This window comes from Streptomyces sp. NPDC058289, assembly GCF_042880975.1.
GTDB classification, from domain to species: domain Bacteria; phylum Actinomycetota; class Actinomycetes; order Streptomycetales; family Streptomycetaceae; genus Streptomyces; species Streptomyces stoeckheimensis.
The window spans coordinates 37,864-56,328 of record NZ_JBHVYI010000001.1; the positions used below are offsets into that span (position 1 = coordinate 37,864).

General features: G+C 72.1%; 17 protein-coding genes and 1 tRNA gene. 13 read left to right on the forward strand and 5 right to left on the reverse strand.

The window, feature by feature from the left end:
- Positions 1-3 precede the first annotated feature (3 nt).
- From glp to ACFVX6_RS00200, 6 genes are all read left to right on the forward strand, one after another.
- Positions 4-1,347 carry a gephyrin-like molybdotransferase Glp gene (gene glp / locus ACFVX6_RS00175; RefSeq protein ID WP_389686324.1) on the forward strand — a complete coding sequence of 448 codons (1,344 nt, stop codon included), beginning with the start codon at positions 4-6 and terminating at the stop codon, positions 1,345-1,347.
- Between the two features lie 73 nt (positions 1,348-1,420).
- Positions 1,421-1,957, forward strand: a complete 537-nt coding sequence (gene moaC, locus ACFVX6_RS00180; protein ID WP_389686326.1) for a cyclic pyranopterin monophosphate synthase MoaC — start codon at positions 1,421-1,423, stop codon at positions 1,955-1,957.
- Positions 1,954-2,538 carry a molybdenum cofactor biosynthesis protein B gene (locus ACFVX6_RS00185; RefSeq protein ID WP_389686328.1) on the forward strand — a complete coding sequence of 195 codons (585 nt, stop codon included), beginning with the start codon at positions 1,954-1,956 and terminating at the stop codon, positions 2,536-2,538. Before moaC ends, ACFVX6_RS00185 begins: the two co-directional genes overlap by 4 nt.
- A gap of 17 nt (positions 2,539-2,555) precedes the next feature.
- Complete coding sequence (locus ACFVX6_RS00190; protein WP_389686330.1) at positions 2,556-3,185, forward strand: GNAT family N-acetyltransferase; 630 nt, start codon at positions 2,556-2,558, stop codon at positions 3,183-3,185.
- A 157-nt stretch (positions 3,186-3,342) separates the two neighbouring features.
- Positions 3,343-4,368: a gephyrin-like molybdotransferase receptor GlpR gene (glpR, locus tag ACFVX6_RS00195; RefSeq protein ID WP_389686332.1), complete on the forward strand. Its 1,026-nt coding sequence runs from the start codon at positions 3,343-3,345 to the stop codon at positions 4,366-4,368.
- A 78-nt stretch (positions 4,369-4,446) separates the two neighbouring features.
- Positions 4,447-4,520, forward strand: a tRNA-Ala gene (locus ACFVX6_RS00200).
- A gap of 84 nt (positions 4,521-4,604) precedes the next feature.
- Here ACFVX6_RS00200 and ACFVX6_RS00205 read toward each other — a convergent pair.
- On the reverse strand, positions 4,605-5,150 hold the full coding sequence (locus ACFVX6_RS00205) for a TIGR04222 domain-containing membrane protein (RefSeq protein ID WP_389686334.1): 546 nt from the start codon (positions 5,148-5,150) through the stop codon (positions 4,605-4,607).
- Positions 5,151-5,299: 149 nt separating this feature from the next.
- The gene (locus tag ACFVX6_RS00210) at positions 5,300-5,803 is read right to left on the reverse strand and encodes a GNAT family N-acetyltransferase (RefSeq protein WP_389686336.1); all 504 of its coding nucleotides are present in this window, start codon (positions 5,801-5,803) and stop codon (positions 5,300-5,302) included.
- A 38-nt stretch (positions 5,804-5,841) separates the two neighbouring features.
- Here ACFVX6_RS00210 and ACFVX6_RS00215 point away from each other — a divergent pair, with 38 nt between their 5' ends.
- Positions 5,842-6,645 carry an exodeoxyribonuclease III gene (locus ACFVX6_RS00215; RefSeq protein ID WP_389686338.1) on the forward strand — a complete coding sequence of 268 codons (804 nt, stop codon included), beginning with the start codon at positions 5,842-5,844 and terminating at the stop codon, positions 6,643-6,645.
- Here the strand turns inward: ACFVX6_RS00215 and ACFVX6_RS00220 are convergent.
- Entirely contained in the window at positions 6,627-7,307 is a 681-nt protein-coding gene (locus tag ACFVX6_RS00220; RefSeq protein WP_389686340.1) for a MerR family transcriptional regulator, read from the reverse strand. The two genes, ACFVX6_RS00215 and ACFVX6_RS00220, sit on opposite strands and share 19 nt — an antisense overlap.
- A gap of 216 nt (positions 7,308-7,523) precedes the next feature.
- On the opposite strand from ACFVX6_RS00220, the gene ACFVX6_RS00225 reads away from it, so the two are divergent.
- The 4 genes from ACFVX6_RS00225 to ACFVX6_RS00240 all read left to right on the forward strand — a co-directional run bounded on the left by ACFVX6_RS00225 (position 7,524) and on the right by ACFVX6_RS00240 (position 11,232).
- Positions 7,524-9,089, forward strand: a complete 1,566-nt coding sequence (locus tag ACFVX6_RS00225; RefSeq protein ID WP_389686342.1) for a flavin-containing monooxygenase — start codon at positions 7,524-7,526, stop codon at positions 9,087-9,089.
- Positions 9,086-10,105 (forward strand): alpha/beta fold hydrolase, encoded by a 1,020-nt coding sequence (locus tag ACFVX6_RS00230; RefSeq protein WP_389686344.1) that lies wholly within the window; start codon positions 9,086-9,088, stop codon positions 10,103-10,105. The genes ACFVX6_RS00225 and ACFVX6_RS00230 overlap by 4 nt, the downstream gene beginning before the upstream one ends.
- A complete protein-coding gene (locus tag ACFVX6_RS00235) occupies positions 10,102-10,986 on the forward strand; it encodes an SDR family oxidoreductase (RefSeq protein ID WP_389686346.1) in 885 nt (294 codons plus the stop codon). Before ACFVX6_RS00230 ends, ACFVX6_RS00235 begins: the two co-directional genes overlap by 4 nt.
- A 78-nt stretch (positions 10,987-11,064) precedes the next feature.
- Positions 11,065-11,232, forward strand: coding sequence for a hypothetical protein (locus tag ACFVX6_RS00240; protein ID WP_389686348.1), 168 nt, complete (start codon positions 11,065-11,067; stop codon positions 11,230-11,232).
- Positions 11,233-11,333: 101 nt separating this feature from the next.
- Here the strand turns inward: ACFVX6_RS00240 and ACFVX6_RS00245 are convergent, their stop codons facing one another.
- Complete coding sequence (locus ACFVX6_RS00245) at positions 11,334-14,630, reverse strand: S41 family peptidase (protein WP_389686350.1); 3,297 nt, start codon at positions 14,628-14,630, stop codon at positions 11,334-11,336.
- 209 nt (positions 14,631-14,839) lie between these two features.
- On the opposite strand from ACFVX6_RS00245, the gene ACFVX6_RS00250 reads away from it, so the two are divergent.
- Positions 14,840-15,430, forward strand: coding sequence for a TetR/AcrR family transcriptional regulator (locus ACFVX6_RS00250; RefSeq protein WP_389686352.1), 591 nt, complete (start codon positions 14,840-14,842; stop codon positions 15,428-15,430).
- A 162-nt stretch (positions 15,431-15,592) separates the two neighbouring features.
- Positions 15,593-17,800, forward strand: a complete 2,208-nt coding sequence (locus tag ACFVX6_RS00255; protein WP_389686354.1) for an MMPL family transporter — start codon at positions 15,593-15,595, stop codon at positions 17,798-17,800.
- A 100-nt stretch (positions 17,801-17,900) separates the two neighbouring features.
- On the opposite strand, the gene ACFVX6_RS00260 is transcribed toward ACFVX6_RS00255, so the two are convergent.
- Positions 17,901-18,338, reverse strand: coding sequence for an SsgA family sporulation/cell division regulator (locus ACFVX6_RS00260; RefSeq protein ID WP_389686356.1), 438 nt, complete (start codon positions 18,336-18,338; stop codon positions 17,901-17,903).
- Positions 18,339-18,465 lie beyond the last annotated feature (127 nt).

Consider the following 18,465-nt stretch of genomic DNA (forward strand, 5'->3'; position numbering starts at 1 on the left):
ACCTTGAGCAAGCCCGACGCACCGCAGGACAGCCACTCCCAGCGCCTCTGGTCGGTGGACGAGCACCTGGCCGACGTCCTCGGTACGGTCCGGCCGCTGGAGCCCATCGAGCTCCAGCTGCTGGACGCCCAGGGCTGTGTCCTGGTCGAGGACGTCACCGTGCCCGTCGCCCTGCCGCCCTTCGACAACAGCTCGATGGACGGGTACGCCGTCCGGACCATCGATGTCCAGGGCGCCAGCGAGGAGTTCCCTGCGGTGCTGACGGTCATCGGGGACGTGGCGGCCGGCAGCGGCGAGCTGCCGACCGTGGGCCCCGGCCAGGCAGCCCGCATCATGACCGGCGCCCCGCTGCCCCCCGGCGCGGAAGCCGTCGTACCGGTCGAGTGGACCGACGGGGGCACGGGCGGCGGCGCCGCCTCCGGAATGACCCCCGCCAGCGAGTCGCCCGAGGGCGCCGCGGGCGAGGTGCGCGTCCACCGCGCCGCCGAGGCGCGGGCGCACGTCCGCGCGCGCGGCAGCGACGTACAGGCCGGGGATCTGGCGCTCGCCGCGGGCACGGTCCTCGGGCCGCCGCAGATCGCCCTGCTGGCCGCCATCGGGCGGGGCACCGTACGGGTGCGTCCGCGCCCGCGCGTGGTCGTCCTGTCCACCGGCAGCGAACTGGTCCAGCCCGGCGAGGCCCTGGCGCCCGGCACGATCTACGACTCCAACAGCTTCGCCCTGGCCGCCGCCGCGCGGGACGCCGGAGCCATCGCCTACCGGGTCGGCGCCGTCGCGGACGACGCGGACACCCTGCGCTCCACCATCGAGGACCAGCTCATCCGGGCCGACCTGCTCGTCACCACGGGCGGGGTCAGCGTCGGCGCGTACGACGTGGTCAAGGAGGCCCTCACCGCCGTCTCCACCGGGGACGACGATGTGGACGGCGCCGGCATCGACTTCCGCAAGCTCGCCATGCAGCCCGGCAAGCCCCAGGGCTTCGGCACCATCGGCCCCGACCACACCCCGCTGCTGGCCCTGCCCGGCAACCCGGTCTCCTCCTACGTCTCCTTCGAGCTGTTCGTGCGCCCCGCGATCCGCGCCCTCATGGGGCTGCCCGCCTCCGAGGTCAACCGGCCGAGCGTGCGCGCGGTGCTCGAGGCGGACAAGGCCATCGGCTCCCCGGCGGGCCGCCGTCAGTTCCTGCGCGGCAAGTACGACGCCGAAAGCGGCACGGTGAGCCCGGTCGGCGGAGCGGGCTCGCACCTGATCGCCGCGCTGGCGCACGCCGACTCGCTGATCGTCGTACCGGAGGACGTGACCTCGGTGGAGCCCGGGGCCGAGTTGGAAGTGGTCCTGCTCGGCTGAGGTCCGGCGGATGCGGGTAGCGTGTTGCACCACACAGGCCCTTGCGGGGCCCGGACGGGAGCGGCACGCAGATATGGCAGCACATTCCCGGGGGGAGACCCCCGTACCCCCTGAGCAGAGCAGCGCCGGCGGCGCCGCCGGCACCAGGCTGACGCACATCGACGAGGCCGGCGCGGCCCGGATGGTCGACGTCTCGGCGAAGGACGTCACCACCCGGACGGCGCGGGCCAGCGGGCGCGTGCTCGTCTCTCCCCGGGTGATCGAACTGCTGCGGGGCGAGGGCGTGCCCAAGGGCGACGCCCTCGCCACCGCGCGGATCGCCGGGATCATGGGGGCGAAGAAGACCCCCGACCTGATCCCGCTGTGCCACCCGCTGGCCGTCTCCGGGGTGAAGGTGGACCTGAAGGTCACCGATGAAGCCGTCGAGATCCTCGCCACCGTCAAGACCACCGACCGCACGGGCGTCGAGATGGAGGCGCTGACCGCCGTCGCGGTCGCCGGTCTCACCGTCATCGACATGGTCAAGGCCGTCGACAAGGGCGCGGTCATCACCGACGTGCGGGTCGAGGAGAAGACGGGCGGCAAGTCCGGCGACTGGACGCGCTCGTGAACGCCCCGCGCGGCGGCGAGGTCCACAGCCACGCCCACGCCCCCGAGGCGGACCCCGTGACGCCGACGGCCTCCTCGCTGCGCGCGCTGGTCGTCACCGCCTCGAACCGGGCCTCGCAGGGTGTGTACGAGGACAAGGGCGGCCCGGTGCTCGCCGAGGGCCTGCGCGCGCTCGGCTTCGCGGTGGACGGCCCGCGCGTGGTCCCCGACGGGGACCCCGTGGAGGCGGCCCTGCGCGAGGGCGTGGCCGTCGGGTACGACGTCATCCTGACCACCGGCGGCACCGGCATCTCGCCGACCGACCGGACCCCCGACGCCACCGCACGGATCCTGGACTACGAGATTCCGGGCATCCCGCAGGCGATCCGCGCCGAGTCCCTGGCGAAGGTGCCCACCGCGGCCCTGTCCCGGGGGCTGGCGGGCGTGGCCGGCCGCACCCTGATCGTGAACCTGCCCGGTTCCACGGGCGGGGTCCGCGACGGGATCGCGGTCCTGTCCCGCGTCCTGCTGCACGCCGTCGACCAGATCCGGGGCGGCGACCACCCTCGTCCCGAGGGCAGACCGCCGGGGAGCGCGAGCTGAACGGCCCCTCCTGGCCGGTGGTGCTGCAGGACGGCGACGTATCGCTCCGGCCGATAAAGCTCCGCGACCAGGCCGCCTGGCGCGAGGTCAACCGCCGCAACCGCGACTGGCTCCGGCCGTGGGAGGCGACGATCCCGCCGCCCGCACCCTGGGGGCCGGTGATCCAGCGGCCGACGTACCGCCAGATGGTGCGCCATCTGCGGGCGGAGGCGAACGCGGGGCGCATGCTGCCGTTCGTCGTCGAGTACCAGGGCCGCCTGGTGGGCCAGTTGACGGTCGCCGGGATCACCTGGGGCTCGATGTGCGCGGGCCACGTCGGCTACTGGGTGGACCGGGACGTGGCGGGCCGCGGAGTGATGCCGACGGCGGTCGCGCTCGCGGTGGACCACTGCTTCGGCAAGGTCGGGCTGCACCGGATCGAGGTGTGCATCCGCCCGGAGAACGGTCCGAGCCGGCGGGTGGTGGAGAAGCTCGGCTTCCGCGAGGAGGGACTGCGCCCGCGGTACCTGCACATCGACGGGGCCTGGCGCGATCACCTCGTGTACGCGCTGACGGCGGAGGAAGCGCGGGAAGGGCTGCTGCACCGCTGGCACCGCGAACGCCATCCGCACGGTCCCGCCGAGCCGGGACAGCTGCCGGAACAATAGAAATCCGATATCTGTTCGAATTCCTTCGTTCAATGACCGATTCGCCCATAACCTGATCCGAAGAATCACAAAAAAAGTCCGTGATATCAGCGAGATCGTGCGACACGCCGTCCCAATTGGCGGATTCCCCCGGCCGCGCCCCTCTACGGTGTGGGGTGTGAGCAGCAGCGGCCTCATCTACGCAGTCATCGTCGGGGCCTGGGCCGCCTACTTGGTGCCCATGTGGCTCCGGAGGCAGGACGAGCTGAACGAAGCCCGTCCGACGGAACGCTTCTCCACCGCCATCCGGCTGCTTTCCGGCCGGGCGGGAATGGAGCGCCGTTACGCCAAGGGGCTGCGTGAGCGCGGTGACGAGGAGGCGCGACCCCAGCCCCCCGCGGAACCGGACGCCGCGACGGAAACGGTGAAATCCGTGGACGCCGTCGACGCCCGGGCCGTCGTCGTGCCCCCGCCCACCCGGTCCGAGCCGAGATCGGCCGCCTCCGAACGGGCCGACCGCGCGGAGCGGGCCCGCCGCGAGCAGCGCCTCGTCGTCCTGGCCCGCCGCCGGCGCACCACCGCGCTGCTCTTCCTGATCTTCACCCTCGGCGCGGTCGTCGCCGCCGTCGGCGGACTCCAGTACCTGTGGGCCCCGGCCGTCCCCGCCCTGCTGCTGAGCACGTACATCGTGCACCTGCGGGTCCAGGAGCGACGCCGCTACGAGTTCACCATGGACCGGCGGCGCGCCGAGGCGGCCGCCCGCCACCTGCGCGAGAACCGCCCCCGGCGCCGGCACTCCGAGCACCCCGAAAGCACGGCCGCGGCCGGCTCCGACCCGGACCCTGCGCCACCCGTCTCCCCGCAGGAGGCCGGCCGGCGCGCACTGGTCGAGCAGACCGACCACGCCGAGTGGGTGGACCAGCAGCGCGAACGCGAGCGCGGCCCCGCCCGCGGTGACAGCTGGGAGCCCGTCCCGGTGCCGCTGCCGACGTACGTGACGGCCCCGGTCGCCCCGCGCGCCACCGGCCCGGCCACCCCGGACCCCTGGAGCGCGACCCGCTCCAGTACGGCCGAGCCGACGGAACCCCGCCTGCGCGCCCAGCCGTCGACCCCGTCGCCCCGCCCCCGGCCGCGCGACGCGGCCCGTACGCCCCTCTTCGACCAGTACGAGGGCGACGAGCGCCCGCGCGCAGCGAACGAGTGATCGATGACCTGCGCGGACGCTCCCCGATACCGGTTTTGGAGCACCCGCGAGGGGATGCTAATGTTTCACACGTCGCAAGGGCCTGTGGCGCAGTCTGGTAGCGCACCTCGTTCGCATCGAGGGGGTCTGGGGTTCAAATCCCCACAGGTCCACAAACGACAGTTCACGGGTTGCTCCCGAGAACGTCACGAGATCCCGTCCGGTCGAAAGACCGGGCGGGATCTTTTGCGTTCGGGTCAGGAATCGCTTCCGGAGCCGCCGAAGCTTCCGAAGTCCTGGCCCGAGCCGAAGTTCCCGTTGAGGTCGCGGTCCAGGGCCGGGGGGCGGGGCTTCAGGCGGTCCAGGACCGTCGGGGTGCGGGTGCCGGAGATCAGGCCCCGTAGGAGCCGGTCCTCGATGGCGGACGGGCCCTGGAGGACGTACGCGGGGTGGGCGGCCGCCGACTTGGCCTCGGCGAGCAGCCGGCGGCCGGCGCGGGTGGGGCGGTGGCGGAAGCGGGTGAGGAGACCGAGGGCGCGGAGCCGGTGTCCGATCTCCGCGGTTTCCGGGGCCTCGCGCACGGCCGCGATCGCGGCCGGGATGCCGCGCCCGCGCGAGCAGAACGCCGTGAGCACCGCTTCGACCGGGTGCCGGGCGGGCGGTGCGGGCGCGGTCGCGCGGACGCGGGGGCCGGTGACGGTCAGCGCGCCGAGGTCGCGCAGGGCGATCAGGGCGGTTTCGGCGACGCGTTGGGGGCCGCCGGCCAGGTGGGCCAGTTCGTAGACGCTCGGATCCGTGTGCATGGGCCCCCCGCTGGGTCATGGTGACGTCCTCGGCCCAGTGTGGGCGCGGTGCCCGGCGGACGGACCGTGGCGGTGGGGAGTTCAGAGGCCGATCTGAGGTTCCGGGTCGAGCGGGCCGAGCCGAGGGGGCCGGGCCCGGGTGACCCGGGTCAGGCTCCCGGGTTCAGCGGCTTGGTCATGCAGCGGCTGGAGTCGTGGAAGCGGTAGTGGCCGAACTTGGCGTCCGTCAGGGTGTAGCCCTCGGAGAGGTAGAGGGCGATGGCCTCCGGCTGCTGGTCGCCGGTTTCCAGGGCCATGCGCAGGCGGCCGGCCGCGCGGGCGTCCGCTTCGAGGGCGGCGAGGATGCGGCGGGCCAGGCCCAGGCCGCGGGCCTCGGGTATCACGTACATGCGCTTGAGCTCGGCGTCGCCGTCGGCGTAGCCCTCGTCGTTCGCCTCGTGGCCGCGCCAGCCGCCGCTGGCGATCGGCGTGCCCGAAGCGTCGTAGGCGAGGAGGTAGAGGCCCCTCGGCGGGACGAACATCGCCGGGTCGAGGAACGTTTCGTCGCCCTCGCCCTCGTAGCGCTCCTGGTATTCGATCTGCACTTGGTCGTTGAGCTTGACCGCGTCCGGGTCGTCGTACGACACGGGGCGGAGCTGGATCTCCTGAGACATCCGAACAGCCTACGGAACGCTCCGGCTATCGTGCAGGGATGTTCTCTGTGACCTCCGTGAATGTGAATGGGATCCGCGCCGCCGCCAAGAAGGGGTTCTCGCCGTGGCTCGCCGGGTCGGATGCCGACGTCGTCTGCCTGCAGGAAGTGCGGGCCGAGGAGGGGCAGATTCCGGACGAGGTGCGGGCGCCCGAGGGGTGGCACACCGTGTTCGCGCCGGCCGCCGCCAAGGGGCGGGCCGGGGTCGCGCTCTACACGCGGCGGGAGCCGGAGCGGGTGCAGGTCGGATTCGGGAGCGACGAGTTCGACGCCAGCGGGCGGTACCTGGAGATCGACCTGCCCGGTGTGACCGTCGCCAGCCTCTACCTGCCCTCCGGGGAGGCCGGGACCGAGAAGCAGGACGAGAAGTACCGGTTCATGGGGGAGTTCCTCACCTACCTGCAGGAGCTCAAGGTGCGGGCCGCCGCGGACGGCCGGGAGGTCGTCGTCTGCGGTGACTGGAACATCTGCCACCAGGAAGCCGACCTGAAGAACTGGAAGACCAACCGGAAGAACGCCGGCTTCCTGCCCGAGGAGCGCGAGTGGCTCGGGAAGGTGTACGACACCGCCGGGTACGTGGACGTGGTGCGGAGCCTGCACCCGGACACCGAGGGGCCGTACTCCTGGTGGTCCTACCGCGGGCGGGCCTTCGACAACGACGCCGGCTGGCGGATCGACCTGCAGGTCGCGACGCCGGGGCTGGCGGCCAAGGCCGTCAAGGCGTTCGTGGAGCGGGCCGAGACGCACCCCGAGCGGTGGTCCGACCACGCGCCCGTGACCGTGGTCTACGAGCTCGGTGTCTGAGGGGACGAGGGTAGGGAGGGGCCCGGCGCCGGCGGGCGGAGGCGCTCCATGGCCATCGTGAGTTCCGCCTCGACCACGCTCTTGGCCAGGGGGCGCAGGCGCGGGACGGCTTCCTCCGAGATGTGGGTGGAGATGAGGTCCGCGAACAGGGCCGCCATCGCGTCCGCGTGCTCGCGCACCCTGCGGCCCGCCTCCAGGACGGCCGAGAGCGGTACGCCCTCGCGGACCAGGGCCGAGGAGACGTCCAGGAGCCGGCGGCTGACGTGGACGATCTCCTCGCCGTCGGTGGCGAGGTAGCCGAGGTCGAGCGAGGCCGCCAGGTTCTCCGGGGTGACCTCGCCCTCGAAGTAGTCGGCGAGGGCCTCGGGCGTCAGGCGGACCGGGGTCTCCTCGGACCAGCCGATGCCGAGCAGCTCACCCAGCTGGCCCACGTCGCGGCCGTTCTCGAAGGCGACGGTCAGCTCGGCTATCCCGCCGAGGGTGTGGCCGCGCTCCAGCAGGGCGGCGACGGTGCGCAGCCGGGCCAGGTGGTGGTCGTCGTACCAGGCGATGCGGCCCTCGCGGCGCGGCGGCGGCAGGAGCTTGCGCTCACGGTAGAAGCGCAGGGTGCGTACGGGTATGCCGGCGGCCTCGGCCAGCTCTTCCGTGCGGTATTCGCGCACTGTGGTCCTTGCCTCTGTCGCTTCTGTGGCTTCGGTCGGGGCGCTGCGTCCTGCGTCGCATTGTGCGGCACGTGCGCAGCCTAGGGCGTACTCCCGGTAACTTTCCCGGCGCGACCCCTACCCATGAGTACGGGGCTGCTCTACTCTCCCGATTGTGCCAGTGATTGCTGGCAGCATCTGAATGGGCGTTGGCATCGGCATCCGAAGGTGGCTGGCATGGGCGGTGGCATGGACGGGCGCGAGCAGGAACGCGAACACGTACGCGTGGCGGTGATCGGATCCGGGTTCGGCGGGCTGGGCGCCGCGGTGCGGCTGCGGCGCGAGGGGATCACGGACTTCGTCGTCCTGGAGCGCGCCGAATCCGTCGGCGGCACCTGGCGGGACAACAACTACCCCGGGTGCGCCTGCGACGTGCCCTCCCACCTGTACTCCTTCTCCTTCGCCCCCAATCCCGACTGGCCCCGCACGTTCTCCGGGCAGCCCGCGATCAGGGAGTACCTGGAGCACGTGGCCGACACCTTCGGACTGCGCCGCCACATCCGGCTGAACCACGAAGTCCTGATGATGCGGTGGGACGCGGACGCGATGCGGTGGGAGATGGAGACCTCGGGCGGGGACTTCACCGCCGACGTGGTCGTCTCCGCCACCGGGCCGCTGTCGGACCCGAAGATGCCGGAGATACCCGGACTCGCCGGCTTCCCCGGCAAGGTCTTCCACTCGGCCCGCTGGGACCACGACTACGACCTGCGCGGCAAGCGCGTGGCCATGATCGGTACGGGCGCCTCCGCCATCCAGATCGTGCCCGCCATCGCGCCCGAGGTGGACCGGCTCACCCTCTTCCAGCGCACCCCGCCGTGGGTGATGCCGCGCACCGACCGGGCGATCACCTCGGTGGAGCGCTGGCTGCACCGCCAGCTCCCCTTCACCCGGGCGGCCCGCCGCGGGCTGCTGTGGGGGATCAGGGAACTCCAGGTCAGCGCCTTCACCAAGCGGCCCAACCAGCTCGGGCTGATCGAGTCCCTCGCCAAGGCGAACATGGCGCGCTCGATCAAGGACCCGGAGCTGCGGGCCAAGCTGACGCCCTCGTACCGCATCGGCTGCAAGCGGATCCTGCTGTCGAGCGAGTACTACCCGGCGCTCGCCCGGCCCAACGTGGACCTCGTGGCCTCCGGGCTGAAGGAGATCCGGGGTTCGGTGCTGGTCGCGGCCGACGGGACCGAGACCGAGGTCGACGCGATCGTCTTCGGCACCGGCTTCCACGTCACGGACATGCCGATCGCCGACCGGGTGGTGGGCGTGGACGGCAAGACCCTCGCCGAGGTCTGGAAGGACGGGATGCAGTCGCTGCGCGGGGCCACCGCGGCGGGCTTCCCGAACTGGATGACGATCATCGGGCCGAACACCGGGCTCGGGAACAGCTCGATGATCCTGATGATCGAGTCGCAGCTGAACTACATGGCGGACTACATGCGCCAGCTCGGCGTCCTCGGTGGAAGCGGTTTGGGCGGGAAGGTCGCCCTCGCCGCGCGGCCGTCCGCGGTCAACGCCTGGAACCGTCAGGTCCAGACCCGCATGGAGCGGACGGTGTGGAACACCGGCGGCTGCACCAGCTGGTACCTGGACGCGCAGGGTCGCAACACCACGGTCTGGCCGGGCACCACCGGGGAGTTCCGCAAGGAGACCCTGGGCGTGGACCTGAGCGAGTACGAGGTCGTACGGGGCCGCGACCGCGAGCGGGTCCCGATGGCCGCCGCCGAAGCGGTGCAGGAGGGGGCCGCGTGAGCCGCCTCATGCACGTGACCGCGGGGCCGTACGCCCCGCCGGCCGCCCGCCGGGAGCTGGTCGCCACCTCCGCCGACGGCTCGCGCCTGCACGTCGAGGTGCACGGCGAGGACGGAGCCCCGGCCGTCGTGCTCGCGCACGGCTGGACCTGCTCCACCGCCTTCTGGGCCGCGCAAATACGGGCCCTGTCCACCGGGCACCGGGTCATCACCTACGACCAGCGGGGCCATGGCCGCAGCCCCGCCGGCTCCGTGTCCGGCTACGGCACCGCCGCCCTCGCCGACGACCTGGTCGCCGTCCTGGGGGCCACCCTCGCCCCCGGCGAGAAGGCCGTCATCGCGGGCCACTCCATGGGCGGGATGACGATCATGGCCGCCGCCGCCCGGCCGGAGTTCGCCGAACACGCCGCGGCCGCGCTGCTGTGCAGCACCGGCAGCGGCCGGCTGGTCGAGGAGGCGCAGGTCCTGCCGTGGCGCGTCGGCCGCGCGAGGACCCGTATCACCGGGGCGGTCCTGGGATCCCGGGCCCCGCTCGGGCCCGTCACCCCCGTCGCCCGCAAGGTGTTGAAGTACGCCACGATGGGCCCCGGCTCGGCGCCCGACAAGGTCGAGGCCTGTGCGCGGATCGTCCACGCCTGCCCCACCCCGGTGCGGCACGCCTGGTCAGGGGTGCTGGCCTCCCTGGACCTCGACGCGCAGCTGGCCGCGCTCACCGTGCCCACCGCCGTCATCGGCGGCAAGAGCGACCGGCTGACACCGATCGTGCACGCCCGGGGGCTGGCCGCCGCGCTGCCGAACTGCGTGGGGCTCACCGAACTGACCGGGGTGGGGCACATGAGCCCGATCGAGGCCCCGGAGGCCGTCACCGCCGCCGTGCGCGAGCTCGCCGAGGTGTACGTCAGCCGTTCCCACGCCCACGAACCCGCAGGCGCCGACGAACCCGCGGACGTCATCGAACCCGCAGACGTCAACGAACCCGCAGACGTCAACGAACCCGCAAAGGAGAAGACCCCGTGAGTGCTCGCAAGAGTCTGGAAGGACAGGTCGCCGTCGTCACGGGGGCCGCGCGCGGGGTCGGCGAGCTGCTCGCCCGCAAACTGTCCGCCCGCGGTGCGAAGGTGGCCCTCGTGGGCCTGGAGCCCGAGGCCCTCAAGGAGGTCTCCGGGCGGCTGCACACCGACAGCGACCACTGGTACGCCGACGTCACCGACCACGAGGCCATGGCCCGGGTCGCGCAGGAGGTCAAGCAGCGCTTCGGCAAGGTGGACATAGTCGTCGCCAACGCCGGCGTCGCCTCCGGCGGGCCCTTCGCCGACTCCGACCCCGACGCCTGGCGCCGGGTCATCGAGGTCAACCTCATCGGCGGCGCCGTCACCGCCCGCGCCTTCCTGCCCGTGCTGATGGAGAGCCGCGGCTACTTCCTGCAGATCGCCTCCCTCGCGGCGATCACCCCGGCGCCGATGATGACCGCCTACTGCGCCTCCAAGTCCGGGGTCGAGGCCTTCGCGCACTGCCTGCGCTCCGAGGTCGGCTACAAGGGGGTCAAAGTGGGCGTCGGCTACCTGTCCTGGACCGACACCGACATGGTGCGCGGCGCCGACCAGGACGAGGTCATGCGCGAACTGCGCCAGCGGCTGCCCTGGCCGTCGAACCAGACGTACCCGCTGGGGCCGGCCGTCGACCGGATCGTGGCGGGCATCGAGCGGCGTTCCGCGCACGTCTACGCGCAGTGGTGGTTGCGCGGCATGCAGGGGGTCCGCGGGTACCTGCCCGGGATCATCTCGGCAGTCGGGCAGCGCGAGATGAAGCGGTTCGAACCGCGACTGGCCAGTGTTTCCAAGGGGCTTGTGGGGGCCGGCGGGGCCGCGGACGAGCAGGAGCGAAGCCGGAGCCGTTGACCGGAATGCGCTAAATGTCCACCTGGGCGAGACTGGTCGGGTTCCCCTTACCGAACACCGTTACAGGAGTGAGGACACATGGGCATCAAGGACCAGTTCCAGGACAAGGCCAAGGAACTCGCGGAGAGGGCGAAGGCCTCCGGCAAGCAGGACGAGGTGTCCGAGCGCGCCCCGCAGGCCGCCGACCAGGCCAAGGACAGGGCCCGTGAACCCTTCGACGGGACCGACGAGAATTTCGACAAGTAGGCAAGTGCGTCGCGGTACCTGAAGACGCGTGCCGAGGGGTGCGACCCGCCGTCCCGGGTCGCACCCCTTTCGCATGCCCTACGGTCGCCCGCCCCGCGGAGTCACCCCCGCGGCGGCAGCTTCGGCCGGCGCCGGTCCGGTACGTCCGTGTAACCGGGCGGTACCGCAGCCGGGTCCTGTTCCAGCAGCTCCAGCGCCAGGTGTACGGCGTCGTCGAGCTGTGCGTGCCGCCCCTCCGCCCAGTCGAGGGGGGTGCGCAGGATCGGCAGGTCGGGCTCCACGCCCTGGTTCTCCACGGACCAGCCGTACTCGGGGAACCAGGCCGCGTTCATCGGCACCGTGATCACCGTGCCGTCGCCGAGGGTGTGCCGGCCGGTCATGCCGACCACCCCGCCCCAGGTGCGCTGGCCGACGACCGGGCCCAGCCCCAGTAGCTTGAAGGCGGCCGTGATCATGTCCCCGTCGGAGGAGGTCGCCTCGTCGGCCAGGGCCACGATCGGGCCCCGGGGCGCGTTGGAGGCGTAGGAGACGGGCTGTGCGTTGCGGGTCAGGTCCCAGCCGAGGATCGAGCGGGTCAGCTTCTCCACCACCAGCTCGCTGATGTGCCCGCCGGCGTTGCCGCGTACGTCCACGAGCAGGGCGGGCTTGGCCATCTCGGCGCGCAGGTCGCGGTTGAACTGGGCCCAGCCCGAGCCGCCCATGTCGGGGATGTGCAGGTAGCCGCACTTTCCGCCGCTGATCTCCCGGACCACCGCGCGGCGTTTGGCCACCCAGTCCTGGTAGCGCAGCGGCCGTTCGTCGATCAGCGGGACGACCGCGACCCGGCGCGAGCGGCCCTGTCCCTCGGCGGGCTCGAAGGTGAGCTCCACGGTGGTTCCGCCGGCCGCCGACAGCAGCGGGTAGGGCCCGGTGACCGGGTCCACCGGCCGGCCGTCCACGTGGGTGAGGACCGCGCCCTCGCGGATGCCGGTGCCCGCGAGCGGGGAGCGGGCCTTGGAGTCGGAGGACTCGCCGGGCAGGATCCGGCCGACGACCCAGGCCCCGTCGCGGGGGAAGAGGTTGGCGCCGAGCAGGCCGATGGCCCGCTGGTAGTGGGGAGGCCCTTCGTTGCGGCGGGCCGGGGACACGTACGCGTGCGAGGTGCCGAGCTCGCCGAGCACCTCGCGCATCAGGTCGGCGAACTCGTCGGGGGAGGCGACCCGTTCGACCAGGAAGCGGTACTGGCGCAGCACCCCGTCCCAGTCGATGCCGCACATCTTCGGCTCCCAGAAGTAGGCGCGGATCAGCCGCCCCGCCTCCTCGAAGGCCTGGCGCCACTCCGCCGCCGGGTCCACCTCGTGCAGGATGCGCCGCAGGTCCAGGTAGACGGTGGAGTCGCTGTCGCCGGACTCGGTGGCCGGGACCGCCCGCAGGTCGCCGTCCTCGTTGACCACGAGCCGGGTGCCGTCGCCGCTCACCGCGAACCAGTCCAGCCCGGAGGCCAGTTCCGTCTTGCGGGCCTTGGTGAGGTCGAAGTACTCCAGCGTCGGCTTGCCGCTGACGTCGGCCGGGTTGGCGAAGGTCTCGCCGAGCGCGCCCGAGATCGGCCAGCGCAGCCACACCAGCCCGCCGCCGTGCACCGGGTAGAGGGCCGAGTACTTGGAGGCCGACACCGGGAAGGGCGTCACCCGGCTCTCCAGGCCCTCGACCTCCACGGTGACCGCGCCGTCGCCGGACTCCGCGTCCCCCTCGCCCGGGTCGAGTCCGCCCGCCGCCGGGCGCCCGTCGGGGGAGAAGGCGAAGGGGGAGGGGGTGGCCGAGGACAGCGGCACCAGGTACGGGCGGCAGCCCAGCGGGAAGGACAGGTCGCCGGTGTGGACGTCGTAGACGGGGTCGAAACCGCGCCAGGACAGGAAGGCGAGGTAGCGCCCGTCCCGGGTGAAGACGGGGTTCTCGTCCTCGAAGCGGCCGTTGGTGACGTCGACGACCGTGGGGGCGCCGGGTCCGGAGATCCGGGCCATCTTGATCTGGCGCAGCGAGCGGCCGATGCCCGGGTGCGACCAGGTCAGCCAGCAGCCGTCGGGGGAGAAGGCGAGGTCGGTGACGGGCCCGTTCTCGGACCGGATCAGCTCGCCGGCCTCCCCGTTGGACTCCTCGGTGGCATCGATCAGCAGCAGCCGGCCGTCGTTGGAGGCGATCGCGAGCCGCTCACCGTCCGGATCGGAGAGCAGCTCCAGTACGCGGCCCAGCGCGCCCGAGGCGAGTCGGCGCGGCTCGCGGTCGCCCGAGGCGCGGGGCAGGTAGGCGATCTCGATCGCGTCCTCGCCCTCCGCGTCGGTCACGTACGCCACCTGCCCGCCGCTGCCGAGCATCTCGGGCAGGCGGACCCGTACGCCCGGAGTGTCGGCGATGGTGCGGGCGGGCCCGTCGCGGTGCGTGAGCCAGTACAGGCTGCCGCGCACGACGACGGCGCTGGCCCGCCCGGTGGCGTCGACGGAGAGGGAGTCGACGTGGCTGGCGGCCGGGACCTGGTAGGTGCGGCGGCCGGCGCGGGGTCCGCCGAGGCGGACCTCCAGCTTGCGCGGGGAGGCGCCTTCGGCCAGCGACTCCACGATCCACAGGTCGCCGGCGCACTGGTAGACGATCCGGGAGCCGTCGCTGGAGGCGTGCCGGGCGTAGAACTCCTCGTGGTCGGTGTGCCGGCGCAGGTCCGTGCCGTCGGGCAGGCAGGAGTAGACGTTGCCGATGCCTTCGTGGTCGGAGAGGAAGGCGATCCGGCCGTCCACGAACATCGGCGAGTCGAGGTGGCCTTCGATGCCCTCCAGCAGCCGCTCGCCGTGCAGCCACAGCCGGCCGGTGGCGCCGCCGCGGTAGCGCTTCCACGCGGCGGGCTCGTGCGGGGGCTTGCCGGTCAGCAGCAGGGTGCGCCGCTCGCCCGGCTCCTCCCCGTCGGGGGCCTCGTCGTGGACGGCGATGTCGGAGACGGGCCCCCAGGGGAGCCGGCCGCCGGGGCTGCCGTCGGTGGGGAGGGTGTACGCCCAGGCGAAGTAGGAGAAGGGCTGGCCGTGCGAGGAGACGGCCAGGATGTCGCTGCGGCCGTCCTTGTCGGGCGGGGTCCAGCCGCAGACCCGGGTGTCGGTGGCTCCCCAGTAGCTGAGGCGGCGCGCCGGGCCGCCCGAGACGGGGGCGAGGTGGATCTCGGGGTCGAGGCTGCGCCAGGTGGTGAAGGCGATGTGCTTGCCGTCGGGGGAGAACCGGGGGTGGCCCACCCGGGTCCGGTCGACGGTGATCCGCCAGGCCCGGCCCGCGGGCTCCCCGGGAGGAACCAGGGGCGCCACCCAGAGATCGTCCTCGGTGGCGAAGCACAGCAGATCGTCGTGGAGATGGGGGAACCGGAGGTACGCCGCGTCGTGACTCACCCCCCAATGCTTTCCGCGCGGAGGGGGGCTGGCAACTCGTACAGGTGATCCATGCGGCTTCCCGCGGCCGCGACGGGAAGCCTCGGGGACGTGACCGACACCACGCCCCAAGCGAAACGGAACGGTTTCGTTTCGCTTGGGGCCGGGGTATGGTCGATCCGTACGAAACGGTTTCGTTCGGTTGGGCAAGGTCGGGAGGAGATGCCGAGATGGTCGAAGAGGTCATGTCGCGTCGCACCCGGATCACCCCCGAACGGGAAGCCGAACTGCACGGTGCGGTCCTCGACCTCCTCCGCGAGGTCGGCTACGAGGCGCTGACCATGGATGCGGTCGCCGCCCGTACGAAGTCCAGCAAGGCCACCCTCTACCGCCAGTGGGGGAGCAAGCCCGAGCTGGTCGCGAAGGCCCTGCGCTGCACCCAGCCGGTCTCCCTCCGGGAGATCGACACGGGCAGCATCCGCGGGGACTTCGGGGTCATGATCCAGAACTCCGACGACGCCCAGATGGCGAAGGACACCGCGCTGATGCGGGGCCTGACCCATGCGGTGCACGAGAGCCCCGAGCTCCACAAGGCGCTGCGGGACCTGCTGGTCGATCCGGAGATCAACGGACTGCAGGAGATGCTGCAAAGAGCGGTCGACCGGGGCGAGATCGCCCCGGACTGTCCGGCCCTGGCCTTCGTCCCGCACATGCTCATCGGGGCGTTCATCGCCCTTCCGCTCATCGAGGACCGGTCCGTCGACCGGACCTTCCTCGGTGACTTCATCGACGCCGTGGTCTTCCCCGCCCTCGGCGTCTGATCCTGCTCGGCTGCTCACCTGCTCGGCTGCTCACCCGCGCAGCCGCCCGCCCGCGCTGTCCCCGCGCTCGATTCCTGCCTGCTCCTGACACGCCGCTCTCGTCGTCGGAACGGCATTCCATGCCCTGATCCATCCCACGACCCGAACGGGAGAACCACCGACGTGGCCACCTTCCTTTACCGACTCGGCAGGGGCGCCTTCCGGCGCCGCCGATTCGTCGCCCTCGTCTGGGTGGCGCTGCTGTTCGTCGCCGGCTTCGGCGCGGCATCGGCGTCCGCACCCACCTCAGGCTCGTTCTCCATACCCGGCACGGAGGCCCAGAGGGCCTTCGACCTGCTGGACCAGCGCTTCCCGGGGATGGCCGCCGACGGCGCCACCGCCCGCATCGTGATCAAGGCCCCGGCCGGCGAGAAGGTCGACTCCGAGGCCGTCAAGCCCCAGGTCGAGAAGATCGTCAGCGAGCTGAAGGACGGTCCGGGCAAGGACCAGATCTCTTCGGTCACCAGCCCGTACGAGGCCAAGGCCGTCAGTCAGGACGGTTCCACCGCCTACGTGAGCGTCAAGTACAAGGTCAGCGGCATGGAGCTGACGGACGCCACCCGCGAGGCCCTCACGGAGTCCGCCACGGCCGCCAAGGCCGACGGCCTGAACGTCCAGATCGGCGGCGACGCCCTGCAGGCCGCCCCCGAGACGGGCTCCGGCGAGATCATCGGCATCGCGATCGCCGCGATCGTCCTCGTCATCACCTTCGGCTCGCTCATCGCCGCGGGTCTGCCGCTGCTGACCGCGCTCATCGGCGTGGGCATCGGCATCTCCTCCATCACCGCGCTCGCCAACGTGCTGGACCTCGGCTCCACCACCTCCACCCTCGCGATGATGATCGGCCTCGCCGTCGGCATCGACTACGCCCTCTTCATCGTCTCCCGCTACCGCGTGGAGCTCGCCGAGGGCCGCGAGCGCGACGAGGCCGCGGGCCGGGCCGTCGGAACCGCCGGTTCCGCCGTCGTCTTCGCCGGACTGACCGTGGTCATCGCCCTGGTGGGCCTGGCCGTCGTCAACATCCCGATGCTCAGCAAGATGGGCTTCGCCGCCGCCGGCACCGTGGTCATCGCCGTCTTCGTCGCCCTGACGCTGGTCCCGGCCATGCTCGGCTTCGCCGGCAAGAAGGTGCTGCCCGCCGGCACCAAGTCCCGCTTCCTCGGCAAGACCAAGCCGGCCGCCGAAGGCGCGGAGGCCAAGCCCAACGGCGGCACCCGCTGGGCCCGCTTCATCCTGCGCCGCCCCGTCATGGTGCTGCTCGCGGGCGTGATCGGCCTCGGCATCGTCGCCATCCCGGCGAGCAAGCTGGAGATGGGCCTGCCGGACGACGGCGCCCAGCCGGTGTCCACCACCCAGCGCCAGGCGTACGACCTGCTCTCCGAGGGCTTCGGCCCCGGCTTCAACGGCCCGCTGATGGTCGTCGTGGACGGGGACAAGGCGCTCGCCGACGCGACGGTCGAGCGGATCAAGGGCCTGGACGGCGTGGCCGCGGTCATGCCGGCCACCCAGAACGAGGCCAAGGACGCGGCCGTCATCTCGGTCATCCCGAAGGACCGGCCGTCCTCCGTGCAGACCGAGGACCTGGTCCACGAGATCCGCGAGGGCAGCGACAGCGGCAAGGTGTTCGTCACCGGCGCGACCGCGATGAACATCGACTTCTCACAGAAGATGAACGACGCGCTGCTGCCCTACCTGGCACTCGTCGTCGGCCTCGCCTTCCTGCTGCTGATGCTCGTCTTCCGCTCGATCCTGGTTCCGCTCAAGGCGGCGCTCGGCTTCCTGCTCTCGGTGGTCGCCGCCCTCGGCGCCGTCGTGGCGGTCTTCCAGTGGGGCTGGCTCGGCTCGCTCTTCGGGGTGGAGCAGACCGGTCCGATCATGTCGATGATGCCGATCTTCATGGTCGGCGTGGTCTTCGGTCTGGCCATGGACTACGAGGTCTTCCTGGTCACCCGCATGCGTGAGGCGTACGTCCACGGGGAGCGGCCGGGTCAGGCCGTCGTCACCGGGTTCCAGTACAGCGCCCGGGTGGTCGTGGCCGCGGCCGTCATCATGATCGCGGTGTTCTCCGGCTTCATGGGCGCCAGCGACCAGATGGTCAAGATGATCGGCTTCGCCCTGGCCATCGCCGTCTTCTTCGACGCCTTCGTCGTCCGCATGACCATCGTTCCGGCCGTCCTCGCACTGCTCGGCCACAAGGCCTGGTGGCTGCCGAAGTGGCTCGACCGGATCCTGCCGAACGTGGACGTGGAGGGCGAGAGCCTGCGCAAGCACCTCGGTGACTCCTCCGACGGCTCCGGTCCCGACAAGGACCGCGAGCTGGCCAACGTCTGACCCTTCGGTCGGTCGTACGCACGCAGAACGGCCCCGCACCTCTCGGTGCGGGGCCGTTCTGCGTGCCCCGGCCGTCCGGATCGGACGGGCCCGGCTGGGCCTAACGGGTGGCCGCGGGCGCGGGTGCGTACGTACGGCGCAGGAAGCGGCGCAGGCCGGCGATGTCGAACTGGACCACCGCGACGCCCTCCGGGGAGTGGAACTCGACGACCGCCTGGACGCGCCCGCAGGGCCAGACGCGTACGTCGCCGGTCCCGGTCGGGGCCTGGAGGCCGGCCTCCAGGAGGGCGCGGGGGAAGACCCACTCGTTGTCGGTGCCCTCGGGGGAGAGGTCGGCGGGGAAGACGATCCGTACGGCCAGCGGCTCGTCGGGGACGAAGCGCAGGCAGACCGGGATGGCCCGGTAGAGCGGGTCGTCGGTGATCACTCGGGCGCGCACGCGTTCTTCGATGAAGGGGGCCTCGACGAGGGGGGCCGTGACGGTCGCGGCCCGGGTGGCGGTGGCACCTGCGGATGGATTCTCGGCCGGGGCTGACATCGACAAGACTCCTCGAATCGGAACATTTGCGTCCGTATTGCCCCCAGCCTCGCACATTCCCACGAATCCGCACGGGGCTATTTGTGGCGCCACCGCTCTTGCCAAGCATTCGCAAGAAGGCCCTATT